Genomic DNA, 25,719 nt, shown 5'->3' on the forward strand with positions numbered 1-25,719 from the left:
TCTAACTACAAATAGCTGCAGATTCAGTGTGCCGATAAAGAATTTGTTCTCTTTCTACCGCAAAATCTTCGCCTACCCATACCAGAGACACTTCAGACACTGCTCCATTTTCCAGCAGGACGATCGAGAAATTTCGCAGTTTCGAGCACTCTCTCTCCACAATCCGCGGTACGCTGGCCGCATTCAAATACACCGTACCCTCCGCACTCACCTCCAGCGACTTCCGCAACTCGTGCTTCGTGTGCCGCAGTTTGTGGTGCATATGACCAAAAGTTACTAGCGGTATGTGCTTCCCAGAACTCCGAGTTCGATCGATCGCCTCCGCAAAATCCGGGTCGCCCCAATCCCCGCCCAGCGGCTTCCAATCTCGACCGCAGGGGTCTTCAGGAGCCTCTCCTAACCCCGTAGGGCCCGTGTGACCCAAAAAAATCACATTTTCGCAATCGGCATCCGCCGCAGCCGCTGCTATGCGCCGCGCCGATTCCTCAAAACTTTCTACCCCAAACCACTCCGAGTAAAAATCACCGTACTTCCACTCCGATCCCCCCCAAGTAAACGGGCGGCTTCCCACCACAGTTACGCCCAATTCTGGAAAATCCCTTTTCCCGTAACCGACGTGAGCTTCCCCCATTAAATCTAACTGCTGTTTCACCCAATTTTCTTTAGTGCGATCGTAAGGGCACTGACTGCGGCCCCACTCAGTCGCCGTGTACCAAGCATCGTGGTTCCCAAACACCGCTGCTTTCGGAATGTCCAATTGGGCGATCGCCCGCACCACCTCCACCGACTCATTGCCAAAATCCCCCACAAACAGCACCAAATCAACGCCCAGATGCTTCAGGGCTTCGCCGTCTTCAGGTTCCCAGCGATCGTGAACGTCCCCCACCACCGCAATTTTGATAGATTTAGCTTTATTCATGTGATTTGTCATGTGCGATCGCTCCCTAGCCCCTTCTTACTCAGCATAAGAAACAGCGACCAATTTTTGAACTCTCCCGCAGCATATTTTGGATTTTAGATTGGCCCCACTGAACAGCCAGCACTTTTTGGTGAATTCAACTATAATTCAAAATACACTTTAGCTGTCTTCGCCACCTTCCCCGGAATATTCTAACTGTGTTTACCACCGCACCTGCTCCGAACTTTACTCAAACCCGACTGCCCCACGACTTGTTTGCAGCCATTAACGCCCTCAAACAAGAGTTAAACGCCGTCATTCTCGCCCACTATTACCAAGACTCCGATATTCAAGACATCGCAGACTTCATTGGCGACTCCCTAGAACTTGCCCGCAAAGCCGCCAACACCAGCGCCGATGTCATAGTTTTTGCCGGAGTTCATTTCATGGCCGAAACCGCAAAAATTCTCAATCCCGACAAATTAGTATTGTTGCCAGACTTAAATGCTGGATGTTCCCTCGCCGACAGTTGCCCTCCCGAAGCCTTTGCAGCTTTCAAAGCCGATCGACCAGCACATTTGGTAATTTCCTACATTAATTGTACCGCCGCAATTAAGGCAATGAGCGATATAATTTGCACCAGTTCTAACGCTGTTAAAATTGTCAACCAAATTCCCGAAAATCAGCCGATAATTTTTGGACCAGACCGCAATCTCGGTCGCTACGTCATGGAACAAACGGGGAGAAACATGGAGATCTGGCAAGGAGCTTGCATGGTCCACGAAAACTTCTCAGAAAAAAAGATAGTTCAACTCAAAATCGAAAATCCCGATGCCGAAATAATTGCCCACCCAGAATGCGAACCTCCCGTGCTGCGCCACGCCAATTATATCGGCTCTACCACTGCTTTGCTCAAATATTCTCAAGGTAGTTCCAGCCAAGCTTTTATTGTCGCGACTGAACCGGGAATCATTCACCAAATGCAAAAGCAAGCTCCGCATAAACGCTTCATCCCCGCTCCTTCCACCAATAATAACTGCGCTTGCAACGAATGCCCGCACATGAGATTAAATACCTTGGAAAAATTGTATCTATCCCTAAAAAATCAAACCCCTGAAATTACCATGCCCCAAGATATTCAACTAGCAGCCTTACAGCCGATCCAACGAATGCTAGAAATGAGCTAACCGCTGGCTATTTTTAAGTAAATTTATTGTGTGGTGAGTGGGGCGCTGCGATTAAATTAAGTCATTGCCTAACCCACCCACATCGATCTGCAATCGGTGAATCAGTTGTTAGCTCTTTCTCTTTTCTTCCTCTGCGACTCTGCGGTTCCTTCCTTTAAAACTTTTGAACGATAAATGATGTCCGAAAAACTGATTGTTTTCACTCGCTATCCCGAACCGGGAACAACCAAAACTCGACTAATTCCCGTGCTGGGAAAAGCAGGTGCTGCCAACCTTCACCGCTTGATGGCTCAACGGACGATCGCCTGCGCTCTCTCTCTCCAACAAGCCCGCCGATTATCCGTAGAAATTCACCGAGCCGGCGGCAGCCAACAACTGATGCAAGAGTGGTTGGGAAATGATATTATTTGTCAAAATCAAAGAGACGGTGATTTGGGCGCAAGAATGACAGCAGCGTTTCAAAAGTCTTTTAATTCAGGGGTTGAGAAAACTGCAATTATCGGCACTGATTGTCCTGGTTTGAAAGCAGAAATCATGGCACAAGCTTTTGATGAACTGAGCCAGCACGATTTAGTTTTGGGCCCAGCCAAAGACGGAGGTTATTATCTGATCGGGCTGCGGCGATCGATACCGGAATTGTTCGGTGGCATTCAGTGGGGAAGCAGTGAAGTATTGGCTTGTACCCGGGCGATCGCCCAAAAGCTAGATCTAAATATTGCTTATCTTCCCACTCTTGCAGATATCGATAGACCCGAAGATCTCCTCGGTTTAGATATTAATATATTGAAATAACTAAACTATGTTTAAGGAAGCTAAATTATTATAAAGTGTTATATAGAAGTTTATAAAACTACTTAATTTTGGAACTAAACAGTCATAATATAGTAATTGTATTCGTCTAACCAAATGCTGAATTTTAGTAGCAGTTAGACAGCGCCTGGGACTATTGTCCCAGGCGCGAGAAAATACCAAAAATTAGCAAATAAACTAACAATTAATAGCTCAGATTTGTATGAAACCCGCCCTGTCAGATGAAAGCCAAATGTAGGGGCGATATCGGTGTAAAAAATGAGCAACTAAGAGATAAGCTTTTTACAAAACTCGCCTTCCCACCTTAAGGCCCAATGTAGGGGCTATCCCGGCGTAAAAAATTGACTCTCATAACAGATAAACTTTTTACAAAACCCACCCTCTCTCACGGGGTGCTTAATTCTGTATGTCGCTAGAAAATCCCTATCTCAAAATTTCCATTATCATTCCAGTCTTAAACGAAGCACCTACAATTGCCTCAGTCATCTCCAGCGCCCTTCAGGCCAAAAATGTCGAAATAATTGTCGCCGACGGCTGCAGTAGCGACGGTACAGCCGATATAGCAAAATCTTTGGGCGTCCGAGTTATCTCCACCGCCCCAGGCCGCGCCACCCAAATGAATGCAGGTGCTGCTGCTGCTACAGGAGACATATTGCTGTTTCTCCACGGAGACACTCTTTTGCCTCGCGGGTACGACGCTAGCGCGCGTCGGGTACTAGCTAACCCGTCTGCTGTAGCAGGGGCCTTTGAACTCAAGATTGACGCCTGCAGGCTCAGCCTCCGGCTGGTAGAAAGAGGGGTAAAGTGCCGATCGAACTTTCTGCAAATGCCCTACGGCGATCAAGCTATTTTCCTCAAGGCAGTTACGTTTGACAAAATCGGCGGTTTTCCCGACTTGCCCGTTATGGAAGACTTTGAATTCGTGCGGCGGTTGAAAAAACAAGGCCGCATTGAAATAGTAACCCAGCCAGTCCTGACCTCCGCCCGTCGCTGGCAGCAGCTTGGGGTTCTCAAAACCACCGCCATTAATCAAATAGTAATCATCGCTTATTTCCTTGGAGTGTCGCCCGATCGACTCGCTTTCTGGTATAAGAGCCAAAAGAAAAATTCTTCCAAAAACTAAAGAATAGTGAACTTTTCTAAAGCTTGCTGCCAATTATGCAAATAGGAAACACCTCCCTGCGTAAAATATGACTTGAACGCCTCAACTTTATTAAACTGCGAGGACAAACAGAATATGGCCGATCCCAGAGATGCAGAGCTTATTAAACCCTTTAACGGCGACCCCTTCACGGGTCATCTAGCTACCCCCATCAGTGCTTCTGATTTCACAAAAGCATTCATCGGCAACCTGCCTGCCTACCGCAAAGGACTCTCGCCCCTAATTCGAGGCCTAGAAATCGGTTTGGCACACGGTTATTTCCTCGTCGGCCCCCAAATCGTCTTCGGGCCCCTGCGGGATTATCCAGAAGCAGCTAATCTCGGAGGATTATATACAGCCCTCGTCTTAGTTCTGCTTGGCACACTAGGTATGTCTGCTTACGGTTTAGTCTCTTTCAAACAAGACAACACCAGCTACCCTAGCGCTAATCCCATGACCCCCGATGCCCTCAGAAATGCTGAGGGGTGGAGCCAGTTTACCGGTGGTTTCTTCATTGGCGGGATGGGCGGCGTCTTTGTTGCCTACTTCTTACTCGAAAACTTTAACGGCATCGATGCCATTTTCCGGGGTTTAGTCAACAATTAGGCTTCACTCCCAAATATCCCTGTTGGAACACACTAACTTTAGTTTGGAGAATTTGATATGACAGGTTCCTACGCTGCTTCTTTCTTGCCTTGGATTTTGATTCCGCTAATTACCTGGCTGATGCCGGTTGTGGTAATGGGTTTGTTGTTTATCTACATTGAAAGCGACGCCTGATCCTTACCCCTAAAGTAGGACCTAAGTTGGAAAGCCGAAGTAAGACGATTGATGAACAATTGCTCTGAAATTTCTAGATAAATCTAGGGAAAATCAGCAAAAATTGTTTTGAGATTTCTGGCTATCAGAAAACTTAGTTTCTTTACCCCCATCCCCAGAATTTATCTGTGGAGCAATCTTTCAGTTTTCTTCCTTCAAAAATCGTAATTGCAAAAAAATCCTCTGCCCGCAGGTAGAGGATTTTTTTGCAAAGAAGACAAATAATCCGCTCAGACCACACAAATTGCCAAATTCTGAGCCACAATTGTTATGGAAACCTACTAATGAGGAGACAGCGATGCAATTTTCCCCCGCACGCCGCATCTTAGCTCCATTCCTGATCTCGGTACTGCTGTTAGTGACCGCCTGCGGTCAAACCCAAGCCCCCTCCCGCTGGGACAAAGCTCAGCAGGAAAGCACCCAAAAACCTGGTAAGGCACAGCAGACAACTGCTGATAAATCAAGTGCTAGTAATCAAAACCTGCCCAAGAAGGCAGTTGCAGGCGGTAAGTTAAATAAATACTTCCCGTCTTCGGGCGGTGGATTCGATCGCGTTTTTGCTCAAGAAAAATCCGGTTTTGCTGAAGCTAAGCTGAACAAAGACGGAAAAAATGTCGCGGTTCTCTCGATTAACGACATCGCCGGCAACCCCAGCGCAGGTGCAAAATTCCAGCAAAGTACCAAGCAAATCAGCGGCTATCCCGCCGTTAATCAGGGTGCCAATATCACTGCTGTTTTAGTGGCAAATCGCTATCAGGTGAAAGTTCAATCCCGCAATCCCTCTTTTACCGCTGGCGATCGCGAAGCTTGGCTGTCAAAATTTAACCTCGGCGGTCTCGCCCGTCTCAAGTAGCAACGTCTTTTGTCACACTCCGCGCCCGACTCCAGTCTGGCGCTATTAGAACTAAGTCTGCCAGAATAAGACTGTGAAGTTCTTGGCATCTGCCAAAAGTAATACCTTTGATTTTCGTTCCAGCAAAAGGAGTTTTTTGTGAGCAAAACAGTCTTTGAATTAGTCGATACACTGCCTCAAGACAACATGACTGTCAAAGCCCTGCGAGCGCTTGACTTTGTGGTTCCCGGTGAGTGGAACAATTTAGTTGGCTTTGAAAATACCATTCGCACCGTTACTGGCGAAACAGACGAAGAACTAATTCAGCAAATTGGCGAGCGCGCCATCTACCTCTTCAACGATAAGTCTCAGGGCTATCAACGCGCTCTCTGGCTTTACCAAACTATTGACAGTACCGACAAGGCTTTGGGCAGTGCGGCCCTCGCCAATAAAGTTGCGGAAAATGTCTCGTTTTTGTCGTTCCTCGGCAATATCACTCCCAAGGCTGAAAAAGCTCAAACGATCGATCTGTCTTTGAAATTAGTCACAGAGTTGCTAGCTTTTTGCCAAATTAACGGCCTTCCCGGCGACAGCATTGGCGATTTTGCTGCTTCCTTGGGCGACTACGGCGGCGAATCCCTGATGCGGATGGCTGCTTTGGTGTGTTTTGACGGTTTGATTCCCCTGGGCCCGGACTTTATCATGGCAACTCAGTCTTGGATTGAAAAGCTCTCCCCGAACGATTTGCAAGATAATTCGGCCTTTAAGTCGATCGGTGGCATGATTCCTGGGGGTTCTCCCGCAGGTCAACTCGGCTTTATTGGCGAAAGCTTTAATTCGGTTTCCGGCTGGATGAGCTCTTTTGTGAGCGATCGAGGTTTGACTCCTCAAAATGTACTCGGCCACTTGCAGAGTTTTGTGGAAATTTCTGCTGACAAGGTGGACTACGTGGGCGCATTCCTCGATATGACTACCAACTACTACGAACACACTGGTGTTCAAACTCTCGCCCGCCGTTTGATTGAACGAGCTGTCGCTGAGATTTAGAATAACCAAAGGAGTTGTGATGTTTGCCGGCGATCGCCCTCTGAGAGTGTTTTGAGTTCAAATTTTTTGGAACGAGCAATTCTCTCTCGCTTGGTTTTCGATAAACAGTGGGGGCGATCGAAAAAAGTCGATCGCCCCCACCTGCACTCACAATTCTTTTACCGATCACTTTTAAAAGGAAGCGTTAATGCCAGAAGAACCGCAAAACCCTACCGCTGGAGAATCGGAAACTCCCAGTGCTGCGATCGAGAACGCCCCAAGTTCCGACACAGCCGAAACAAGCGACTTACCCAGCACTGACAAGCCTCAGCCTGCCGCTAAAAAGCCCAAAGAACCGAAAAATCCTACCGCTGGCGAATCGGAAACTCCCAGTGCTGCGATCGAGAACGCCCCGAGTTCCGACGAACCCGATACCAGCGACTTACCCAGCACTGACAAGCCTCAGCCTGCTGCTAAAAAGCCCGCAGCCAAGGCCGAAGGCGACAAGCCCCCAGCTAAAGCTAAAAAGGAAAAAGCACCTGCTGTTGAAGACAAGCCCTTTGCGGAATTTATTCAACAAGATTATTTGCCCGCTTTGCAAACTGCTTTGACTAAGCAGGGCGTTAAGGATTTAGAGGTGAGTTTGGCAAAACAAAAACTCCCAGTTGCCGGCATGAGTTCCGTTGGCGATTGCTGGCAGGTAATTGGTAAATTTCAAGAAGGTCAGCGCCAATTTAACCTGTATTTTCCTCAAGAAAATATTCAAAGTCAAAGGGCGTTTTCCTGCGCTGAAACTAATACCAAAACTAGCACTTTAGAGCCTTTTTTGATAGATGAGCGCAAGGTAACACTAGACCTCATGGTGTTTGGCGTCGTCCAGCGACTTAACGCTCAAAAATGGCTAAATCTTAATTAGTTATTAGTTATTAGTTATTAGTCATTAGTTATTAGTCATTAGTTGCTGGTATTTAGGGAGTTACTAATGAGTGGCAGGGCGGGTTAATTGGGATATGAATTTTACCGATAACCCATCTCTAATTTTGCCTAGACTTATTGCTAAGTGAGAAGTCTTAGTTAATGACTATTAACTATAGCTAATGACTAATAACTAATGACTGCTGACTAATGACCGATTTTCTTCGGATTTTGTCAAAAAATTGCGAGCTTGCATAATCGCAAAAAGGTCAACATCTGTTTCTAACAAACAAGCATGACCGCTGTTAGCCAGCAGCACCATTTGAGCCTTGGGAATTACTTTGACTAAAAGCTTCGCTTCTGCTAAAGAAGGCAGCAGCCGATCGGCACCGCTAGCAATTACTAGCGTCGGGTGTTTGATGCCGCGCAACTGATTTTCGTCAACATTAAACGATCGCACTAACGCCAATCTCCACACAGACGTGTTTTGCGGTACTGCTTGCATCGCTTCTAGCAAAGCGCGGCGATCGTCGCGCCCAATCTTTCCTAATGATGCTAATATCGGCAATAAACCGATTACCGACAGCGGATAAAGGTTGGCCGGCAGCCACTGAGTCAGGTACGAACCCCACTGCACCCAAGGCTGCTGTCGAAAGGAAGAAGCTGGATTTACTAAGATTAATCGATCGCACAATTGGGGAGCTTCTAACACAACTTTCATCGCTAAACAGCCCCCAAATGACTCGCCGCACATATAAACCGGCCGCTTCGGCTTTCCGGCTTCCTTTTCGGCTTCAATTAAGGCAATTGTTTCCCCAACCAGTACATCCCAACTAGGCGTATCGTCCGCAGGTAAAGTTAAGCAACGAATATCGAAATGATTGGCTAATTTAGGAATTTGGGAGCGCAGCAGCAAACCGCCCCCGTCCATACCGGGCAAAAATACAAATAAAGGGCGATCGGGTTTCGGAGGTCTGGGGGTTAGGAAACGAACCTTATTGTTAGCATTTGCCATGATTCAAGTCAATCGATTTTAGATTTTAGATTTTAGATTGGAAATCTGACACCAGCCAATAGTCAACAGTCAACAAACTTACAAACAACCTCGTTGGAGTAATTCTGCAATTTCGCCCTGACAGTGGTCTGTGAGTTCAGCCACAACTGCTTTGGCTTTTTTGCCTTGATATTGCTGCTGTTTCTCGGCAGTAATCCAGTAAGGCCGGCCGATTAAAACGTTAACTCGCTGATAAATTATCACAGGATGCCATCCAGATCGATCGAACAGCGGTTCCGAAGGATCAAACAAACTCAACAACTTGAGCGGTACACCCGATCGTACTGAGTGTTCCTCAAAAGAACTAATCGCCACCGGCAAAACTGCCAAGTCCCGCACCGGTGCCCGCAAAGCCAAGTGAGCAAATCCCCGCTGAAACTTCCCCACAGTATTCGGGCCAGTAAGCTTCACCATCGGTTCTGCACCCTCTGGAAACACCCCCACCATCTCCCCGCCTTGCAGCAGCGCTGTGGCTTGAGAGAAAAAATGCTGCTGTCGGTGCTCCGGTGCTTCCAAGGGGAAAGCGCCGAAAGTCGTGACAACTTCCCTCATCACCGGAACTTGACCCATGTAATGATGACAAGCAAAGCGGATCGATCGACCCAAAGCCGCCGTCAGCAGCACAGGATCTAAGAAACTGCGGTGATTGCTCACCACCAGCACCGGACTCTCCTGGGGAATCCGGTCTTCGCGGTACAGAAACATCTGCGTTCCCAAACCAGCCAGGAAACAGCGCGAAATCAGCAATTTGCTCTCTGAAAACATGGGCCAAAAGACAGGTGGGACACTATAAAGGTTGATTCCATTGCCATGCAGCTTAACATTTCTTTACCAAGTCGGGGCTCCCTCAAAAAGTAGACTTTCCCCTTATGCCTTTGTTTCGTAATTCTAGACACACGGGCGGCCATCAACTTGGTTGTTTCGCGTGTTTCCTTCTAGTCAGCCCGCCAAAACAGTAAAAAACCCGGTTTCTAGGCGTCGGAGTGCAATCGCCAACTGTTTCGGCAGAATTTCCCAGTTTGAAGCAAAGATATAGCAAGTGTTGTCGCAACTTATTAAAGAATGTTTACAACAACCCCAAAACCAAGTTGCGGCAGCTAAACTTAGAAATTTACAGTGGGCATTGACGCACTGTCAAAGTATTTTTGGACAAGTCGTAATAGCAATCTCGCGAGGCATCAAATGAATAACATCCAAAACTATCGCCTTAGATGTACGCTCACCTTTGGCGACATTTACGGTCAAATCATTGTTTGGCTGATAGTCATCTTCCTAAGTCTAGCGTCGGCACTCGCCTTGTGGAGTAGCGCTCGCCAAATCTTCGCCTTGGCTACCGTCGGCTTGATTTTAGTGCTGTCTCTGCCCTTCTTGCTGTTTGCTTTCGTTACAACTCTGCTAAATAACATTGAAGTGCTTGCTGTAGAACCCGGTACGGAACCTCAACCTTCTGCAACGGGAAATCAGTCGCTTCAGAACCCTGCCGAAAGCGCCGGCTAGTCCAATTTGAGATTTTAACTTTTGATTTGAATGGAAAATCAAAAGTTAAAAAACTTCCTGCTCTTTTGGTAGGAAGTTTTTTTTTGCGTCACCATAAGTTGAGCAGAACACTCAAAAGAATTCAAAAAAATGCTAGAACACGACGTAATCATTGTAGGCGGCGGTTTAGCAGGTTGCCGCGCCGCAGTAGAAATTGCTCGGACTGACCCCAGTTTAAAGGTAGCTGTCGTCGCCAAAACTCACCCGATTCGATCGCACTCCGTCGCAGCCCAAGGCGGCATGGCCTCCAGCCTCCAAAATGTCGATCCTGAAGACAGTTGGAAAGCCCATGCCTTCGACACAGTAAAAGGTTCAGACTATTTAGCAGACCAAGACGCGGTAGAAATCCTCACCCGGGAAGCGCCCGGTGTAGTCATAGATTTAGAACACATGGGAGTCCTCTTCTCCCGCCTCCCAGACGGCAGAATTGCCCAGCGCGCTTTTGGCGGACATTCCCACCGCCGCACCTGCTACGCCGCCGACAAAACCGGTCACGCCATCCTCCACGAATTAGTCAACAATCTGCGCCGCTGCGGAGTTCACATCTATCAGGAGTGGTATGTTACGCGCCTGATTTTGGAAGAAGGCCAAGCCAAGGGGGTAGTTATGTACCGCCTTCTAGACGGTCAAATTGAGGTTGTCCGTGCTAAGGCGGTGATGTTTGCTACGGGGGGTTACGGCCGAGTTTACAATACCACGTCGAACGATTACGCCTCGACGGGAGACGGTTTGGCGATGACGGCTTTAGCTGGATTGCCGCTGGAAGATATGGAATTTGTGCAGTTTCACCCGACTGGTTTGTATCCCGTGGGAGTGTTGATTTCGGAGGCTGTGCGGGGCGAAGGCGCTTATTTGATTAATTCAGAGGGCGATCGATTTATGGCCAATTATGCCCCGTCGCGGATGGAATTAGCGCCCAGAGATATCACCTCGCGGTCAATTTCCATAGAAATTCGCGCCGGCCGAGGAATTAATGTTGATAGTAGTGCCGGCGGCCCCTTTATCTATCTGGATTTGCGGCACATGGGACGCGAAAAAATCATGAGCAAAATTCCTTTTGCTTGGGAAGAAGCCCACCGTTTGTTAGGAATTGATGCCGTAAATCAGCCGATGCCCGTCCGCCCTACCGTTCACTATTCAATGGGAGGAATTCCTACTAATGTTAGCGGGCAAGTTCGCAGCAGTCCTGACAGTTTGGTAGACGGTTTCTTTGCAGCCGGCGAAGCAGCTTGCGTGTCAGTTCACGGCGCCAACCGTTTGGGCAGCAATTCGCTGTTGGAATGCGTAGTTTACGGCAAAGTTACTGGCGCAACCATAGCACAATTCGTGCAAAATCGCAAGTTGCCTGCCGTAGACGAACAGCGTTATATCCAGGAAGCAAAAGAGCAAATTCAGACACTTTTAGAACGTCCCGGAAAATACCGAATTAATCAAGTGCGGCAGCAGTATCAAGATACTATGACTGAGTATTGTGGCGTATTTCGTAGCGCCGAATTGATGCAGAAAGGTTTAAAGAAATTGGAGGATTTAGAGCGACAATATCAGGAAGTTTACTTAGACGATAAAGGCACGTTGTGGAATACGGAAATTGTGGAAGCTTTGGAGTTGCGGAGTTTGATTATTGTCGGGAAAATGATTTTAACTTCTGCTTTGAACCGGCAGGAAAGTCGGGGAGCTCATTCGCGAGAAGATTTTACTGAGCGCGATGACGGCAATTTCTTGAAGCATACAATGGCGTATTATTCCCCTGCGGGGATTGATTTGGCTTATATGCCGGTGGCGATTACGATGTTTGAGCCGCAGGAACGAAAGTATTGATTGGTAGGGTGGGCATTGCCCACCTCTAATGATATCGATACTTTCTCTTAAAACATTGGGTGCACTCAGCCAAATCTCATGCCTACAAAAACTTGCAGACAGCAGCATGAGCAAGGTGAGTTCGACGGTTAAAATTGAAATGTTCGAGCGCTATTTCTAATTGCTAGAGAAAGAAGCATGACACAAGAACCATTTTTTGAAGAAAGCAGTGGCAATGTATTCGCTGACCTCAAACAGGAGGACGCACATGAACTTTTTACGCGGGGCAAAACAGGGATTCAAGTAATCCGTATCTTGAAACAACGGAACTTAAAACAGGGCGAAATTAGTCAAATTATTGGCATTCCACAGCCTGAAGTATCTCATTTAATGAAGGGAGAGTTTCAAAGATTCAGCGAGGAAAAACTCTGATTTTTCTCAAGCGGCTTGATACGGAAATTACCTGACAGATTCGCGATCGTAATGGGGGCGATCGGCTGAAACTGTGATATTGCTGTAGGGGTTGACCAAAACAGGACAAAGCTAGATTTTGAGATTCCGTTTTTCTTGGGAGTCCATCTCTTACTTCCCATCGGTAATCTCCGAAATTTAATAACCTTACGCTTTAATAACATCTATTATTTCCTGTAATGTGAAATAAATATAATAAAAAATGGGTTTGCTGTTAATATCTATTGTTCCATATCTATAGTAAAATTTTTTATTCTTAGAGTAACTATACCCGAATGGCGTGAATTCAGGTTGAGAATTTCGATAAATACTAAACTTAGCAGGTAAATAGCTTACTTCAATAGGCGCGCATTTTTGATCGAAGGTAATTCCCCATTTAGGAGACACATCTAATTGGCCAGCGCAATTGCGTTTGCCTAAGTCAACAAAAATATTTTCATAAAAATAGCTAATAGGCTGTTCAGTAAAGTCTTTTTCTGTAATTGTATTGGAATAGTTTATCTGAGACTTTTTGACATCAATTTCAATTTTAATTATGCGTTTAAAGAAAACATCAACTTTAGTCAATATATATTCCTCAACCGCATTTTTTTGATTTTCACTTTTAAATGCTATCAACGGCAGGTAATCACTTTTAAAATTGAAATTTTCGTTATAAATACCAACATTTTTTATATCTGAATTCATAATTTCTCCTGAAGATATTCACTTTGAATTAAAAAGAAGTTAGCTTTAAAGACACGAATTCCTTCTATATCTAGTGATGACTCAACCTCGCCTAAAAAAGAGTCCTTAATTGGTGATTCGTAGTAGTAGGGGAGCCAAAATAAACTTTGTGAAACTGTATGTGTTTGTTGAAGTGCTAATTCATAAGTAAGCTGCTTAATAAGATCGTGTTTATACTTCTTCTTTTCTTTAGGATCATTAGAAGGATTAAGATAGAACTCCACGGGAACATCTTTATAATCAATTATTCTTAGGTTAAAATCCCTGTCGGTTAAAACCAAATCAGGACGTAAAAATTTCATTAATTTACTGGTTTGATTTTCTGTATCATAGCCATAATTCTCTAAACCATAATCTTGATGGAATGCGACCCCATCTGTTAAAACTAGATGTCTAGGATTTAAGTCAAATTCAATCACAAGTAACTCATGCCATCTCAGTATTTGATAGTCATCTCCTTTATCTGATTCAGTAGAGTAAATCCATGGCTGCCAGAAAATAGAGCCATTTGAGACTCTGATTGGCAAGTTACCAACTCTATTTTTTTCCGTTATTTTACGAAGACCATTATCATAATCCTTCAAAGGTATATCTGTATCTGCATAGCAAATTTCCTCTTTACAATTTCTGAAAAAATATGTATGACACATATCTTCCCAAATCAATGAAAATCCTTTGATTCCCCAGTAATCGCCATCATCACGCCCTGGATTAAGTTCACCATATAAAAATGTCTCAATAGCTTCATAAAGACCCCAATAATCATTATCTTTGTAGTAAGTATTTTTATCTATACTATCTAGTGCTTCTTTGAGAATACTTGTGGTTTCTAAAAAAGTATCCTTATCAAAAATTGATTGCTCGCTACTTAGATAATCATCTTTAAACCGTTGAGCTAGAAAACGAATATCTTCAGTACGAGCTTTAATATTATCTGCTACATCTTCTTGTAGTTGCTGAACAATTTCATCAAGAATGTAACAATAAAGATTAACAATATCTGTACTTTCATAAAGCAATACAGGACGGGGTAAATCCATTGTTTCCACATAAATTACATCATTCTCTAGATAGATAGCCTTATCTAAGTATTTATAAATTTGGGAATAATCAATATCTTCAGTCCGTTTTACTTTTCTTTGAATTGAGTTAATAGCTAAGTCATCGTAAGTTTCGAGTACACGCTCAATCATTTTGAGTTTGCTATATAGCTGACAAGGTTCTCCTTCCTCAGTTTGCAGAGAAAGTCCATCTGAAGAAACAGTCGTCTGATCTTGATCTGTTTGATAATCATCTCTGTTAAGATTAACTCGATTGGCTTTATTATCATTTTCAAATTTGCGAAAGGTACGATACATTTTAAAGAATAAATCTCGCACCTTATCGAACTCTTCTTCAGGAAACTCATTAAATCCATTCGGCAGCCAGAATTCGTAAGTATCTCCTGATTGTGATTTACGAATTCCTACAAAATTATCATTAGGGTCTTTGACCAGCTTTATTTCGGAAAAGTTAATCATTGGTTAATTAAACTTGGATTTAGTTATTAAAGTTCATAATTTTTTCAACAAATGTATTATGTAACTTGGTAAAATCACCAAAAGTCACAAGCTCATCTCTTTCTTTACCTAAAAGCTCTAACAAGGGTTTTTTATCGCGGGTAAATACACTATCCCACAAGAAAAACATTAGTTTGTTTTGAATTTGCTCGGCCGTGATTGGCCGTTCTTTAATGAAATATTTACCAATCTGCTTATCTTCAATCCCACGAATGGAAGCATGATAGCTTTTGATAAAAATATTAATCCTGTTAATAAAATCTAGCCATTCTTTATCGTCTAAAGTTCCATTTTTAGCTTTTCCGTATCCTCCAGGTAGAGGGTTGCTATCATCCCAATTGACAAACTCCCAATCCCAACGCCGTTTAAAGGCACTATCCATAAAATAAATCGAGTTGTCAGATGTATTCATAGTAGCGAGTATGGATAAATTGGGGGGAATACGAATAATCCTTTCAACCAGATCAAATTTCAGGAATTCTATCTTCTTTTGCAAAGTAGCAAGATTTTTAACGCCTTCAGAAACATAGGGAGATAGTTTATACTCTATTTTGCCTTCTTCATCATAAGAAAATCTAGTTCCTATCAATTGCAGAATTTTCATGAATTCAATTTCAGTGATATTAATTCCATAGCTTGACCATCCATCTTCATCTCTATCTAAAAGCTGAAAAATAGTTCCAAATATTGCTGAGGAGTTACCTCTGTTTATTTCATCTATTACCAAAGCTATATTTTGAATTTCAGATATTTTATTTCCCTGTTTGTCATAAGCATCGAGTATTTTTCGATACGCTTGGGATAAGGCTTTGAGAAAGTGACCCTCATAATAATTATATTCTACTTTCCCAGCTCTAGTAATAGGTACAAGTTTGCCCATAAAATCGCCATAAGTATATTCGGGATGAAAAACGGTTTTAATTACATTTTCTGGATGGCTTTTTTTATCAATACCTAAGTCTTGAGGGATTATTTTATTGTCAATTCGGTAGCTTTTTCCAGTTCCAGGGCTGCCAAAAATAATTTTCTGAATGGGAGTATTCACCACTATTAACCTTTAATGCAACAGGGAGTTATGATTATGATTATACTGAGTATTCGGCCCAATTAGTTTCTATTTGCTCCCCGAATAGTAAAAATTTGTAAATTTTTTAGCTGGCGATCTGCTTAGCTGTAGATAATTACCAAATGGCTGACGCAGCTTACTGACTCTCGTCATTGAACTGGACATTCCTTGACGACAACACTGTTAAGACCTCAAGGCTAAATTGTCTCACCCGCCAGCATTCTCCGTTACTTCCTCCACAGATAAACTTAACGCCTCCGCCACCTGTTCGGCACTCAAACCCATTCCCAACAACTGGGGAATTGCATCTCTTCTTGCCTGAAATTCAGCTTGTCGTGCCTGTTCTGCACTCTCGGCTCTTTCCCGCTGTTGCTCCCCTCGCAATCTCTCTAATTCTGCTCTTTCATCGCCAATCAACAGCAAATTACCTTCCTCGTCCCACCAACGCAGCCAAAGCATACTTTGATTTTGATAACTGCCTTGCCAAAGTCCCAATTCTATGCCTAAAGATGCAATGGGAAAATGACCGCGTTGATTGAGTTCTAACAGTTGATAATACCCCTCCATCAACCGATAAACTTCTAATCGACCGCTGTTAATTTCATAGATGCCGTAATAGGGAATTCGCATCACCTGTTCGTAGACCCAAAACTTGCCCTGTTTCGTTATTACCCCTTCATCAGTGTGAGATAAAGGAGTGCGATCGCGCTCTTCATCACCGTTCCCGCTGGCAAATTCCCAAGCAATTAACGGTGCTATGTGTTCTCGCCACAGCACGTAGGAACGGCGAATTTGACCGTCTAAATTAGGAGGTACATTAGGAACATAAAACCAATCAGGAGCTTCTGCACCTTTTTCCGGCGGCTCGGTTTCTCACCAGTAAATGCCGCACTCTTGACCGATCGCATATTGTCGCTCAGGATGCCGCTGCTGGTTGTAATTGGTAATTGGCGAAGAGTTTTGAGTTAGAAGCATTAAGTTTTGAATTTTAAACTTTTTAACTTATAACTCCAAACTCAAAACTTTCCTTAAGGTTTGGGTAGCACACCTTCTGGACTAGGAGAAGCAGCCGGTTCGGGAGTCGTCGTAGCCGCAGGAGAAGGCGAAGGAGTGCCACTAGCTAACTGATTTATTTGGTCTTTATAGTTAGGAGGAGCTAACTCAGTAGCTCGATCGAACAGCGTTTTTGACTCATCTGTTTTGCCCTGTTCCTTCAGCACGATCGCCTTTCCTAAAGTCGGGCGAAAATCTTTGGGATTAGCCTTAGCCGATTCGTCATAAATGGCGATCGCCTCCTCGTAGCGCTTCTGCACAGCATAAACCTGTCCCAAAATCAACTGCACTGAAGTTACATCAACACTTTCCGGTTTCGCCAGATTTGCAGCGGGAGCAGCCTTCAGCGTATCTTGCAGCAGTCCGATCGCAGCTTCCGGCCGCTGCTGCACCAGCAGCAAATTCACCAACCCCTGCAAAGCCTTAATTTCCCCAGGCTTAGACGCTAAAATTGACCTGTAAGCTTGAGCAGCCCCTTCGCGATCGCCCGTGCGTTCCTTAGCCTGAGCTAGCAAAATACCGTATTCAGTAGTCTCAGGATTCAGCGAAGCCAACTTTTCCAAAGGACCGATCGCATCCTTAATGTCGCCTACTCCTTGCCCTATCAACTCCAGTCGCACCTGCAACAATCCCCGCAAAGCCGTTACGTTGTCAGGTTCCCGCTGCAAAACCAATTCGTATCCCCTAGCCTGAGCTTGCAGCAACTCTGATTGCTTCTCCCCTGACTGCGCCGTCTGAGTAGGTGTTGGAGTTGACGTACTTTGCGCTTGGCTGGCCTTAAGAATACTGTCCAAAATGGGAACCAGAGAAAATCCCAAAAAAGCGATGAGCGATAGCACCACCACTACAGTAATCAACCCACGACGCTTGTTTGCTTTTTCCATAATTCAACTATCCCAGCTTAAAATCTACTATTTTCTAAGAATTAACGCATCGCCCGGGGGCATCTGCCATTTAACTAGATCCATGCAACCATAAAAGTTCTTAACTTCAAAGTCCGAACGGACAAAGCAGCCTTTTACTTGCAGCTAATATGGTAACAGACCCATAACTCTATGCTAGCTAAACAATTTTGGACACTCAGACCCACAGGCCCAAGGACTGTGGTGTCTGTCCAATTTAGTCTGGTCAAGCTAAAAATTACCGAAAATATGGCGGATCAGGCCGTTAGGTAATTGGATTAAGTAAAATAGGCAAGCTGAATATCCTAAATGCTATTAGCCAGCAACTCCAGCTCAGCGCGATCGGCGATCGATCGGTCAGCAACTCCCAAAGTCCTTGCTCGCAAGGATTTTAGCAGCCAGCGAACCGATCGGCACTCGTAGCGTTGAAAGTTGGCGTTGACGGGTCACAACCAGACCTCGGGGCGCAAGCCCCAAGTCAGGTGCTAGTAGTTTTTAAAGCAGTTTCTTCAGTTTATTCCTAATTTCCCTTAAGGGATGTGTCTCCGCTGCAAGGAGTTTTTATGAACCCCTCTCCCAACCGGTCTTCCAAATCGTCCAAATCTACTTCAAATCGCAAGGCTCAGCCCAGCGAACCGGCCGTGAATCCGCCTACAGATACAGATTCCATTGCTGAGACACCAGACGAAAGTTCGGTGCCTTCTGCGTTGGCTGCACCTGTTGACCAAAATCAACCGGCAACGCCAACAGACGCCCCAGCGTCCAAGGATAGGCTGCAACGACCACGCTACAGTTCTGCCCCCGACAAGGACAAAACAAAGCCACAAGACCAGCCCAGCAATGCTCCTGCACCCCCGGCGCCTGCAGCGTCTTCGACACCTGTCAGCGATACTCCAGCCGTAGCAGTCGCACCGCCCGCAAAGGCCGAGCCTGCCGCTAACGAAAGTCAGGCCGCTGAGGACATACCCTCCGTCATGCGCCAACATCCCATTCCCCCCCCCAGCGAACCCAGACAGTACCGAGCTGTTGGTTTGGTGCGGGGCCGCTACACGCCATCAGAAGAGCAATTCACCCGGGGTATGCTGATAGCTGCCGACGGAACTGCCATTGATGCAGTTTTGCTGGGTAGAGTCATGAGTTTAGTCAAAAATCACCTGGAGCTGGAACAAGAACACTTGTGGGTGGTCTATCCCCGCACCAGGCAAGAAGACGGCAACTTGCACGCCCAGATTATGGGAGTTTGGGAGCCGGAAACGCTCAAGAAACCTCCCGAACCGTCCTCTGATGAGGAAAATCAGGAAGCAGCGGAGATTCAGGCTAGCGGCGAAGCATCGACCCCATCTTTGCCGCCCTCGGAACCTGATGTTGAAGATGGCTATTTTTCGATTAGAGGTGAGGTGATTTATCAATCCCAAGACGAAGAAAAGTATGTCATCGTCAAAATCAAGCAAGCTCCCCGCAAGAATGACGACAAGATGAAGTTTTTTAAACTGAAACTCAAGGGAGATTTAGCAACAAAAGCGATCGGGTTTTTTTGGGATTTCCACGTCAAATTGAAAGCTGACAGTCTGATTATTGAGCAGGCTAATAATATTGGGGCGCTGCCGATTAAAAAGCGGAAATTCCCCCCTGGCAGCAAGCCGCCCGGTGGCTTCAAAGGAGGAGGGAAGCGTCCGTTTACTCCTAGGCCCAGCGGTGACGGTGCTCCTGTAGGGCGTCCTACCATCAAGTCCGCAGCAGCAGCACCACCGCCTGTCCCGAAGGAACCTCTTCCTAAGCCGGTTAAGAAGCCTAAGCCGATCGAGGAATAAAAAATAGTCAAAGTAAAAATGCAAGATTAAAGGTTAAAAAAACCTTTAATCTTGCATTTTTACTTTAGTTGCTTATGGTACTTCTGTACATAAGCGAGTAGGCTCTGCGCTAGCACCTCGCCAATTTGGACAGGAACAGCGTTTCCGATTAAACTACCCAGTTTGCTGAAAGAGACACGCTCGCCAGGAGTTAGGAAGCGGTAGTTTTTGGGAAAAATCTCAAGGATAGTGGCCTCTCTTAGAGAGATTGCACAAGCCTCTTCCGGATGTCCGAACCGACCATTTCCGTAGTCGAAGCATTGGGTTGCGATCGTGGGAGCTGGGGCGTCCTACTTCATACGACCATACACGCTAGCATTAGGACTTACGCATTGACAAAAAACATTATCTATGAATTCTATATCGTGCCATCACTGCTAAGGTTTGCCAAAATATGCTCACGGACAACTAAAGTGAATAGATTCCTTTGGACTTCATACCAATTGCTAATTATCTTTTTAGAGCGCACTAACTCCAATTTGATAAATGCGTGAAGTGAGCAAAATATGTGAGTCTCGATTGCATGGGTTTCTCTCACCATGAACCGACAAATTCCACTTACTTGTTTGAGCGCTCTATGAAAGGTTTCAATTCCCCAATGAACATCGTGAATTGCGCTCAAACCACTTCGACTTGTCTCTTTAAGCTTGCCCGGCTCTGGCAGATATAAAATATAACGTCTAGAGTCTTCTTTTTGAAAGTCTTTTCTCAACAAGTTTATAAATCTAAATTATTTTATATGAGTCACTAATGCTTCATTTGCCCTCTCTAAGGTGCTTACTTGGCAATACTTTTGTGGCTCATTGGAGACATTTTTTTAATTACGAATAAAAACCAGTCTATGTTTTTTATAACATTTAACTTTTCTACTATTTAATACCAATTATCTCCCGTTAATCTTCTTTCTTGGATTCCAAATTATCGGAATTTACTCACCATTTTTATAATTTTTTTTTTGATTTGACATTTAACTTTATAGTTAACTGTTTAATTTGTTGGCTCTAAATTACCATAAATATCACTAGAGTATAGCGCGATCGAGTTCAATACACTGATTTGCTTCTGGTATTTACCTGACCCAAAATAAATAATTAATTTCGTAGGTTTTGGTTCACCATACAGCTTTTACATAACTCTATCGTCAACATTTAATATACCTCCTTCTAAGTTGATAAATTTTTCTGTCATCTCGAATAAATCTTTCGGTTCATATCTCTAACAATACCGCGGACAGTTTTTGAAACCGAGGCTGAAACTTTCATTCTACCGTTAGGATTTGACCTCCCTGAGCAGGCTAAAACCCCAACTATGCCGTTATTGATTGAAAACTGTCGGGACTATTGTCTCTAAGCAAAAAGCGATTAATACTATCATGGGAGACGTTCCCTCTTTATCAATTCACTATTTTGTTATTTTGTCAATGCGTAAATCCTAATAGCGCAGCAACGGGGAAGATGAAGGTTAGTACCTCTTAGGTAATTTAGGGAATTTTAAGAGAGCGATCGCTACTTTTAAATAATGTCGTAGTGGGATTGAAGCGACGTTTGAGGACTGCAAGACAGGCGGTTATAATAAGCGAGAAGAGTCGCGGCAACGATCGGCGTTTAAAATTTTTAATTTTAGTTATTCCCAGTGCCTAAACTTGTGCTGCGATCCAAGGTCAAAAACATAAGCTGGGAAGAGTTCATAAGTGTATTGGTCAGTGGAATGAGTGCAGGCGATCGGAACGCCGTCATAGTAGCTTTTGGACGGGTTTATTCGCCTCAATCTTGGGTGATTGGAATGGAGCTTTGTCAAGAAATAGTTGCTAAATTAATGAGAGCTAGACCTAACAAATTACCATTTTTTTAGATGGGTTTGAGGGCTATGTTCTTGATTCAATCCGGGTTTTGACGGGGTTGTCACCCTGTCAGGGTGCGAACAGCATAAAGATGCAGAGATTAGGTAAAAACAACCCAACTCTGCACCGTTGAAATCACTGGCGATCGTGCTTTTGAGATCGGCGGACAGTATAAGTGTGCGACTATGTTTTTGTTAGCAACAATAAAATAGGTCGATCGCTCTTTTTATTCGAGGGCGCTGTTTTTCTTGGATGGCACTCTTTTTCTTGGAGGGCGATCGCCCTTCCTTGTCCCCACTAAGATCCAAATCGCGATCGCGGAAACAATAAGACCGCGACGCTCTTTGGTTGAGGTGAAAAGAATATTTTACTGTTAGTTCTTCCCAAAACCTTTGCCGCGATTGGTTGAAGGCATACAAAGACAGTTTTCGAGTTGCGATCGCAAAGTCTCGGTATCCAAACCCTGACCGATGAAAACAAGCTGGTTTTTCCGCTCGCCTTTCCACTGGTCGTCATCCATCGTAAATCGCTTGCCGCTCAAGTGGAAAATATGCCGTTTGGGACTTTCTTCAAACCACATAATCCCTTTCGCGCGAAACACGTTTGTTGGCAGTTGGTTGTCTAAGAAATATTGAAATTTTCTCAGAGAAAATGGCTTGTCGCTCTGGAAAGAAATTGAGGTAAATCCGTCATTTTCTAAATGGTCGGAGTGGTCGTGACCGTTATGGTTATGATGTTCGTGACCGTGATGGTCGTGATGTTCGTGACCGTGATGGTCGTGATGTTCGTGATGTTCGTGACCGTGATGGTCGTGATGTTCGTGACTGCTAGGAGTTTCCTCAGATTGGAAATATTTGTCAGATTCAAACAATCCGACGCTGAGGACCAGTGGTAGGGGAACTTGCGATTTTACCGTTCGCAGAATTCGAGCACCTTCCTTGACATCCCGAATCTTAACTTCCAACAAATCTAAATCTGCTTCTTCGACCAAATCAGTTTTGTTGAGGATAATTATATCGCCGTAAGCTATTTGACTGTAAGCTGCTTGAGAGTTGAACAAATCTAAGCTGTAGTTGGCTGCGTCTACTACTGTCACTATCGAATCGAGACGAGTAAGGTCGCGCAGTTCTGTGCCTAAAAAAGTCATTGCTACTGGTAGCGGATCGGCGAGTCCGGTTGTTTCGACTACCAGATAATCGAGATTTTCTTGACGTTCCAGAACTTTATAAACTGCATTAACTAAATCTTCATTAATTGTGCAGCAGATGCAGCCGTTGTTCAGCTCAACCATGTTGTCGTCGGTAGTGACAATGAGTTCGTTGTCGATACCGATTTCGCCAAATTCATTTACCAAAACTGCTGTTTTCAAACCCTGCTGGTTAGTCAGGATGTGGTTGAGCAGGGTTGTTTTGCCGCTGCCGAGAAATCCTGTAATGATTGTAACGGGCAATCCGTGTTTGGGAGCGTCCATCGCCTGTTCTGTCTCGGACTGAGTTGTAGATTGCATAGCTTGACTGTCAAATAATGTCGATCGCACTTTCTTTATGGTTCTTATTGTATCTTAATTAGGACAAGGCTTCGTGAATCCAGTTTCTCAGAGAACTGTTGGGTGTGGTGGCATGGTATCTACGCATCAACCGGCAATTAGCCCGATAATGCAAAATAAGTGCGTCGCTAATTATTGGCAATTGCTAACGCGGTCGATCGCATTTTTTTATTCTTTTGATAAATTTTTTGTTCCGAGTACCTGTGGTAGTTTGCCTGCAACCAATTTTCCGGGTAATTTCAGCAGCGACAAATTAGGGACAGAATCAAGCTGAGCTGGATCGGCTAATTCCGGCTACTCTGTAGCACCATCTTCGCATCATTTTTGAATTTCTTACTACCGAGCGAGCGGGTTCTGGGAGGGTTGAGGTGGGGTAAAAAATTTACGACTCCTGCAAAAAATCAAAGAATGAGGGGGGTGGGCGTGCCGCCCGCCCAGAATATGCAATTTAAATGCGCGATAGCTTAAGACAATCAATCAAATTTTTTAGTACATCCTGCGTTGAATCTTTCGACCATAGACTCATTGCGATTACCAGACCCACTAACAGTTGTGCTGGCAGGGTGCCATAACGTTTCTCTTCAACATTAATTTTAGTAATTGTTTGTTCGATTACAGATGCGGTCATCGCTATCTCTATTGCTTTTAGTATCTCCGTACTTGGGATGTGGGGAGATACTCATGAGAATTTTTTGAGATGCACGCTAACTTGCTCTCCATTTTTGGACACCATACCTAATTTACCACAGTTTGAGCCTTAAATGAACCGTATTGGGGCATATTCTACCCAATTTCCACAGCCGTATAGATTCCCGACATCTTTATAGCTAAGGTCGGTAATTTTTGTCATCACATACCAAGTAGAGTTCTGCGGTAAAGTTTCTGGGTCTATGGTAACTTCCCAATATTTTCAATATCATTTTTTAAAATGATCTGATAAAGTGATCTTATTGAGTCATTTTGATAAAAATGCGATTAAATTTGCGCCATTTATTTTACCGAACCCTCTGCCATGCTCGTAACTAGACCCCATAATTGCTTCTAATCCCTAAAATAAAATTAATTTTTAATTGCTCTAAGCATCCTCAAAAATTTATATCACTTTCTCCATATAAGCCATTATCTAATACTAAATCTAGTTGAAATTTCCTGTGGTGAATCTGTTCTCTTAACCTCGCTGCAATCTCAGGTTTATAATAATAAATTACCTAACTTTAGGCGTAATTTTGGTTTATCAGTTGCAAATTTTAACGTAAAAGTTATATTATCAATTACCTCGCCGGCTATAATCGCGACAATTCTATTATCTATCCGAGTTTCCCTAAATACTCCCGACTCACATAATCGGTATTTCTTCCTTTATTTTCATCTCGGGTTTTATCAAACATTACAAGAGTTTTTGTGTTTTTTAAGGCTTGTAAAGTGATAAATAGTCTTGGATTTATTAATTTTTGGTTTAATACTTAGATACTTAATTAAAAATTAATGTCAGGATTAGAGCTTTTGCAAAATATTTTTTTTATTATATAATAAAAACTTAGACTATTTTTAAATCTAGCAAGCTGGGCAATTTGAAAGAGATGCCCATCCACCCAATAATTAAAAGTTTTACCTAAACTTGAGTAAACTTTTAATTATAACACATATTTTTTTGCAAGATGTCTATTGTTAATTAGCTAATCCAACTACTTCGGCAATCGCTGGTAAAGTTTTACGTTCGATTGTGGAGAGTATTCCTACGTATAGTTGCTCCAAGGTCTCAAAAATCGTAACATCTGAAAACAAATTTCTTTATGACGCACAATATTTATCGATAAAATTGATGGTAGGTCGAGGTGGACGGGCTTTATCCATAGATAGCAACTCGGTTTGGAGGATTTTAGGCTATTATACTCCTCTCAGAGTGACAGAAGAGCGATAGTTGTTAACAGGGGTGCTGCCAAAAGAGATCTGAGCGGGGGCCTCACAGTTAATTCTTTTTCTCCAGAACATACAAATACTGACTTGTTTGTAGAGGCTAAAGTAGTTCAATACCTTAACCACTATAATTAAGGTATCTCTAACTGTGGTATCTGTCCATGCCCCAGCCCGATGTATTTATTACGTTTGGCGTCACTCAATAAGAGAAATAATTACTAAATAAAATTACGAATCCGAAGTGAGCAATCAAACCAGTGGTGCTAAGAACTCTGATTAGGGGAATGAGGCGTAAACTTAAAAGGACTGACCCTAAAGGGTCAGCCGATTCCTCCTACGAGTAGAAGCCCTCGCTTTCTATGGGGTTTTGTATAAGCGGTAGTCTTCGATTGTAATTGGGTTGAGAGATTTTTGGTGGAGGGCGATCGCCTTTAAATTTGAGCCAGAACGATCGCCCGATCTACTAAAAAAACAGTCGGCTAAAAGATCCGAGTTGATCGCAGCCTCCCAGCCACTCCACCAAGCAACGCCACATCAAGCAACTCAGTCCTTGTTGCTCTCCGTGAACAAGAGAAAACGACTCGCAACTTGCTGATGCGATTGGTTGTTAGAGGTACGACATTAGTTGTTAGGGTCGATGCGTATTTCAGCTACCAAGTTGTGGGGAACTTGACGCTAGAAAACTTGAACCGCAATACTTGTTTAGAAATCCAACCCGATCGGATATTTTCCCTGTTTATTGCAGATAAAATCAGGTGGCTCTAAACCTTGTTT

The 25,719-nt window shown here is 44.1% G+C and carries 22 protein-coding genes and 2 pseudogenes; 13 read left to right on the forward strand and 11 right to left on the reverse strand.

Going from position 1 to position 25,719, the window contains the following annotated elements; all coding sequences use genetic code 11:
• Position 1 precedes the first annotated feature (1 nt).
• Positions 2–919: a TIGR04168 family protein gene (locus QUA53_RS07560; protein WP_333095903.1), complete on the reverse strand. Its 918-nt coding sequence runs from the start codon at positions 917–919 to the stop codon at positions 2–4.
• A gap of 197 nt (positions 920–1,116) precedes the next feature.
• Here QUA53_RS07560 and nadA point away from each other — a divergent pair, with 197 nt between their 5' ends.
• The 8 genes from nadA to QUA53_RS07600 all read left to right on the forward strand — a co-directional run bounded on the left by nadA (position 1,117) and on the right by QUA53_RS07600 (position 7,629).
• Positions 1,117–2,085: a quinolinate synthase NadA gene (gene nadA, locus QUA53_RS07565; protein ID WP_333095902.1), complete on the forward strand. Its 969-nt coding sequence runs from the start codon at positions 1,117–1,119 to the stop codon at positions 2,083–2,085.
• 174 nt (positions 2,086–2,259) lie between these two features.
• Positions 2,260–2,877 carry a TIGR04282 family arsenosugar biosynthesis glycosyltransferase gene (locus QUA53_RS07570; RefSeq protein ID WP_333074695.1) on the forward strand — a complete coding sequence of 206 codons (618 nt, stop codon included), beginning with the start codon at positions 2,260–2,262 and terminating at the stop codon, positions 2,875–2,877.
• Between the two features lie 424 nt (positions 2,878–3,301).
• Positions 3,302–4,018 (forward strand): TIGR04283 family arsenosugar biosynthesis glycosyltransferase, encoded by a 717-nt coding sequence (locus QUA53_RS07575; RefSeq protein WP_333095901.1) that lies wholly within the window; start codon positions 3,302–3,304, stop codon positions 4,016–4,018.
• A gap of 114 nt (positions 4,019–4,132) precedes the next feature.
• Positions 4,133–4,642: a photosystem I reaction center protein subunit XI gene (locus QUA53_RS07580; RefSeq protein ID WP_333050145.1), complete on the forward strand. Its 510-nt coding sequence runs from the start codon at positions 4,133–4,135 to the stop codon at positions 4,640–4,642.
• Between the two features lie 57 nt (positions 4,643–4,699).
• Complete coding sequence (locus QUA53_RS07585; protein ID WP_293127047.1) at positions 4,700–4,816, forward strand: photosystem I reaction center subunit VIII; 117 nt, start codon at positions 4,700–4,702, stop codon at positions 4,814–4,816.
• A 337-nt stretch (positions 4,817–5,153) separates the two neighbouring features.
• Positions 5,154–5,708 carry a hypothetical protein gene (locus QUA53_RS07590; protein ID WP_333095900.1) on the forward strand — a complete coding sequence of 185 codons (555 nt, stop codon included), beginning with the start codon at positions 5,154–5,156 and terminating at the stop codon, positions 5,706–5,708.
• A 138-nt stretch (positions 5,709–5,846) separates the two neighbouring features.
• Positions 5,847–6,734 carry a hypothetical protein gene (locus tag QUA53_RS07595; RefSeq protein WP_333095899.1) on the forward strand — a complete coding sequence of 296 codons (888 nt, stop codon included), beginning with the start codon at positions 5,847–5,849 and terminating at the stop codon, positions 6,732–6,734.
• A 187-nt stretch (positions 6,735–6,921) separates the two neighbouring features.
• Positions 6,922–7,629: a DUF2996 domain-containing protein gene (locus QUA53_RS07600; RefSeq protein ID WP_333095898.1), complete on the forward strand. Its 708-nt coding sequence runs from the start codon at positions 6,922–6,924 to the stop codon at positions 7,627–7,629.
• A gap of 192 nt (positions 7,630–7,821) precedes the next feature.
• Here QUA53_RS07600 and QUA53_RS07605 read toward each other — a convergent pair whose 3' ends face one another.
• Together QUA53_RS07605 and QUA53_RS07610 are read right to left on the reverse strand one after the other, a co-directional pair.
• On the reverse strand, positions 7,822–8,643 hold the full coding sequence (locus QUA53_RS07605) for an alpha/beta fold hydrolase (RefSeq protein WP_333095897.1): 822 nt from the start codon (positions 8,641–8,643) through the stop codon (positions 7,822–7,824).
• 78 nt (positions 8,644–8,721) lie between these two features.
• Entirely contained in the window at positions 8,722–9,447 is a 726-nt protein-coding gene (locus tag QUA53_RS07610; protein WP_333095896.1) for a lysophospholipid acyltransferase family protein, read from the reverse strand.
• 417 nt (positions 9,448–9,864) lie between these two features.
• Here QUA53_RS07610 and QUA53_RS07615 point away from each other — a divergent pair, with 417 nt between their 5' ends.
• From QUA53_RS07615 to QUA53_RS07625, 3 genes are all read left to right on the forward strand, one after another.
• Positions 9,865–10,179: a hypothetical protein gene (locus QUA53_RS07615; RefSeq protein WP_190741078.1), complete on the forward strand. Its 315-nt coding sequence runs from the start codon at positions 9,865–9,867 to the stop codon at positions 10,177–10,179.
• 129 nt (positions 10,180–10,308) lie between these two features.
• Entirely contained in the window at positions 10,309–12,036 is a 1,728-nt protein-coding gene (locus tag QUA53_RS07620; protein ID WP_333095895.1) for a succinate dehydrogenase/fumarate reductase flavoprotein subunit, read from the forward strand.
• A gap of 177 nt (positions 12,037–12,213) precedes the next feature.
• Positions 12,214–12,447 (forward strand): XRE family transcriptional regulator, encoded by a 234-nt coding sequence (locus QUA53_RS07625; protein WP_333095894.1) that lies wholly within the window; start codon positions 12,214–12,216, stop codon positions 12,445–12,447.
• Positions 12,448–12,633: 186 nt separating this feature from the next.
• Here the strand turns inward: QUA53_RS07625 and QUA53_RS07630 are convergent, their stop codons facing one another.
• The 5 genes and pseudogenes from QUA53_RS07630 to QUA53_RS07650 all read right to left on the reverse strand — a co-directional run bounded on the left by QUA53_RS07630 (position 12,634) and on the right by QUA53_RS07650 (position 17,774).
• Positions 12,634–13,173 carry a hypothetical protein gene (locus QUA53_RS07630; RefSeq protein ID WP_333095893.1) on the reverse strand — a complete coding sequence of 180 codons (540 nt, stop codon included), beginning with the start codon at positions 13,171–13,173 and terminating at the stop codon, positions 12,634–12,636.
• Positions 13,170–14,732 carry a hypothetical protein gene (locus tag QUA53_RS07635; protein WP_333095892.1) on the reverse strand — a complete coding sequence of 521 codons (1,563 nt, stop codon included), beginning with the start codon at positions 14,730–14,732 and terminating at the stop codon, positions 13,170–13,172. The genes QUA53_RS07630 and QUA53_RS07635 overlap by 4 nt, the downstream gene beginning before the upstream one ends.
• Positions 14,733–14,751: 19 nt before the next feature.
• The gene (locus QUA53_RS07640; protein ID WP_333095891.1) at positions 14,752–15,816 is read right to left on the reverse strand and encodes a restriction endonuclease; all 1,065 of its coding nucleotides are present in this window, start codon (positions 15,814–15,816) and stop codon (positions 14,752–14,754) included.
• A gap of 228 nt (positions 15,817–16,044) precedes the next feature.
• Positions 16,045–16,770: pseudogene (locus QUA53_RS07645) on the reverse strand (Uma2 family endonuclease); the annotation flags it as partial.
• Between the two features lie 95 nt (positions 16,771–16,865).
• Complete coding sequence (locus tag QUA53_RS07650; RefSeq protein WP_333095890.1) at positions 16,866–17,774, reverse strand: tetratricopeptide repeat protein; 909 nt, start codon at positions 17,772–17,774, stop codon at positions 16,866–16,868.
• Between the two features lie 581 nt (positions 17,775–18,355).
• Here QUA53_RS07650 and QUA53_RS07655 point away from each other — a divergent pair.
• Entirely contained in the window at positions 18,356–19,603 is a 1,248-nt protein-coding gene (locus tag QUA53_RS07655) for a hypothetical protein (protein WP_333095889.1), read from the forward strand.
• A gap of 59 nt (positions 19,604–19,662) precedes the next feature.
• On the opposite strand, the gene QUA53_RS29155 is transcribed toward QUA53_RS07655, so the two are convergent.
• The 3 genes and pseudogenes from QUA53_RS29155 to QUA53_RS07665 all read right to left on the reverse strand — a co-directional run.
• Positions 19,663–19,914, reverse strand: a complete 252-nt coding sequence (locus QUA53_RS29155; RefSeq protein ID WP_445243256.1) for a DNA cytosine methyltransferase — start codon at positions 19,912–19,914, stop codon at positions 19,663–19,665.
• A gap of 1,941 nt (positions 19,915–21,855) precedes the next feature.
• The gene (locus QUA53_RS07660; RefSeq protein ID WP_333095970.1) at positions 21,856–22,989 is read right to left on the reverse strand and encodes a GTP-binding protein; all 1,134 of its coding nucleotides are present in this window, start codon (positions 22,987–22,989) and stop codon (positions 21,856–21,858) included.
• A gap of 505 nt (positions 22,990–23,494) precedes the next feature.
• Positions 23,495–23,656 (reverse strand): annotated as a pseudogene (locus tag QUA53_RS07665) (transposase domain-containing protein); the annotation flags it as partial.
• Between the two features lie 1,883 nt (positions 23,657–25,539).
• Between QUA53_RS07665 and QUA53_RS07670 the strand changes: the two are divergent.
• Entirely contained in the window at positions 25,540–25,710 is a 171-nt protein-coding gene (locus QUA53_RS07670; RefSeq protein ID WP_333095888.1) for a hypothetical protein, read from the forward strand.
• Positions 25,711–25,719 lie beyond the last annotated feature (9 nt).

It is taken from the genome of Microcoleus sp. Pol12B3, assembly GCF_036701355.1.
Classification (GTDB): Bacteria; Cyanobacteriota; Cyanobacteriia; order Cyanobacteriales; family Microcoleaceae; genus Microcoleus.

Excerpts from the sequence above, each read along its gene's own strand:
- QUA53_RS07560 (WP_333095903.1), bottom strand. The coding sequence starts at position 919 with ATGAATAAAGCTAAATCTATCAAAATTGCGGTGGTGGGGGACGTTCAC.
- QUA53_RS07570 (WP_333074695.1), top strand. The coding sequence starts at position 2,260 with ATGATGTCCGAAAAACTGATTGTTTTCACTCGCTATCCCGAACCGGGA.
- QUA53_RS07575 (WP_333095901.1), top strand. The coding sequence starts at position 3,302 with ATGTCGCTAGAAAATCCCTATCTCAAAATTTCCATTATCATTCCAGTC.
- QUA53_RS07580 (WP_333050145.1), top strand. The coding sequence starts at position 4,133 with ATGGCCGATCCCAGAGATGCAGAGCTTATTAAACCCTTTAACGGCGAC.
- QUA53_RS07585 (WP_293127047.1), top strand. The coding sequence starts at position 4,700 with ATGACAGGTTCCTACGCTGCTTCTTTCTTGCCTTGGATTTTGATTCCG.
- QUA53_RS07590 (WP_333095900.1), top strand. The coding sequence starts at position 5,154 with ATGCAATTTTCCCCCGCACGCCGCATCTTAGCTCCATTCCTGATCTCG.
- QUA53_RS07600 (WP_333095898.1), top strand. The coding sequence starts at position 6,922 with ATGCCAGAAGAACCGCAAAACCCTACCGCTGGAGAATCGGAAACTCCC.
- QUA53_RS07605 (WP_333095897.1), bottom strand. The coding sequence starts at position 8,643 with ATGGCAAATGCTAACAATAAGGTTCGTTTCCTAACCCCCAGACCTCCG.
- QUA53_RS07610 (WP_333095896.1), bottom strand. The coding sequence starts at position 9,447 with ATGTTTTCAGAGAGCAAATTGCTGATTTCGCGCTGTTTCCTGGCTGGT.
- QUA53_RS07615 (WP_190741078.1), top strand. The coding sequence starts at position 9,865 with ATGAATAACATCCAAAACTATCGCCTTAGATGTACGCTCACCTTTGGC.
- QUA53_RS07620 (WP_333095895.1), top strand. The coding sequence starts at position 10,309 with ATGCTAGAACACGACGTAATCATTGTAGGCGGCGGTTTAGCAGGTTGC.
- QUA53_RS07625 (WP_333095894.1), top strand. The coding sequence starts at position 12,214 with ATGACACAAGAACCATTTTTTGAAGAAAGCAGTGGCAATGTATTCGCT.
- QUA53_RS07630 (WP_333095893.1), bottom strand. The coding sequence starts at position 13,173 with ATGAATTCAGATATAAAAAATGTTGGTATTTATAACGAAAATTTCAAT.
- QUA53_RS07635 (WP_333095892.1), bottom strand. The coding sequence starts at position 14,732 with ATGATTAACTTTTCCGAAATAAAGCTGGTCAAAGACCCTAATGATAAT.
- QUA53_RS07650 (WP_333095890.1), bottom strand. The coding sequence starts at position 17,774 with ATGGAAAAAGCAAACAAGCGTCGTGGGTTGATTACTGTAGTGGTGGTG.
- QUA53_RS07655 (WP_333095889.1), top strand. The coding sequence starts at position 18,356 with ATGAACCCCTCTCCCAACCGGTCTTCCAAATCGTCCAAATCTACTTCA.
- QUA53_RS07660 (WP_333095970.1), bottom strand. The coding sequence starts at position 22,989 with ATGCAATCTACAACTCAGTCCGAGACAGAACAGGCGATGGACGCTCCC.
- QUA53_RS07670 (WP_333095888.1), top strand. The coding sequence starts at position 25,540 with ATGCGATTGGTTGTTAGAGGTACGACATTAGTTGTTAGGGTCGATGCG.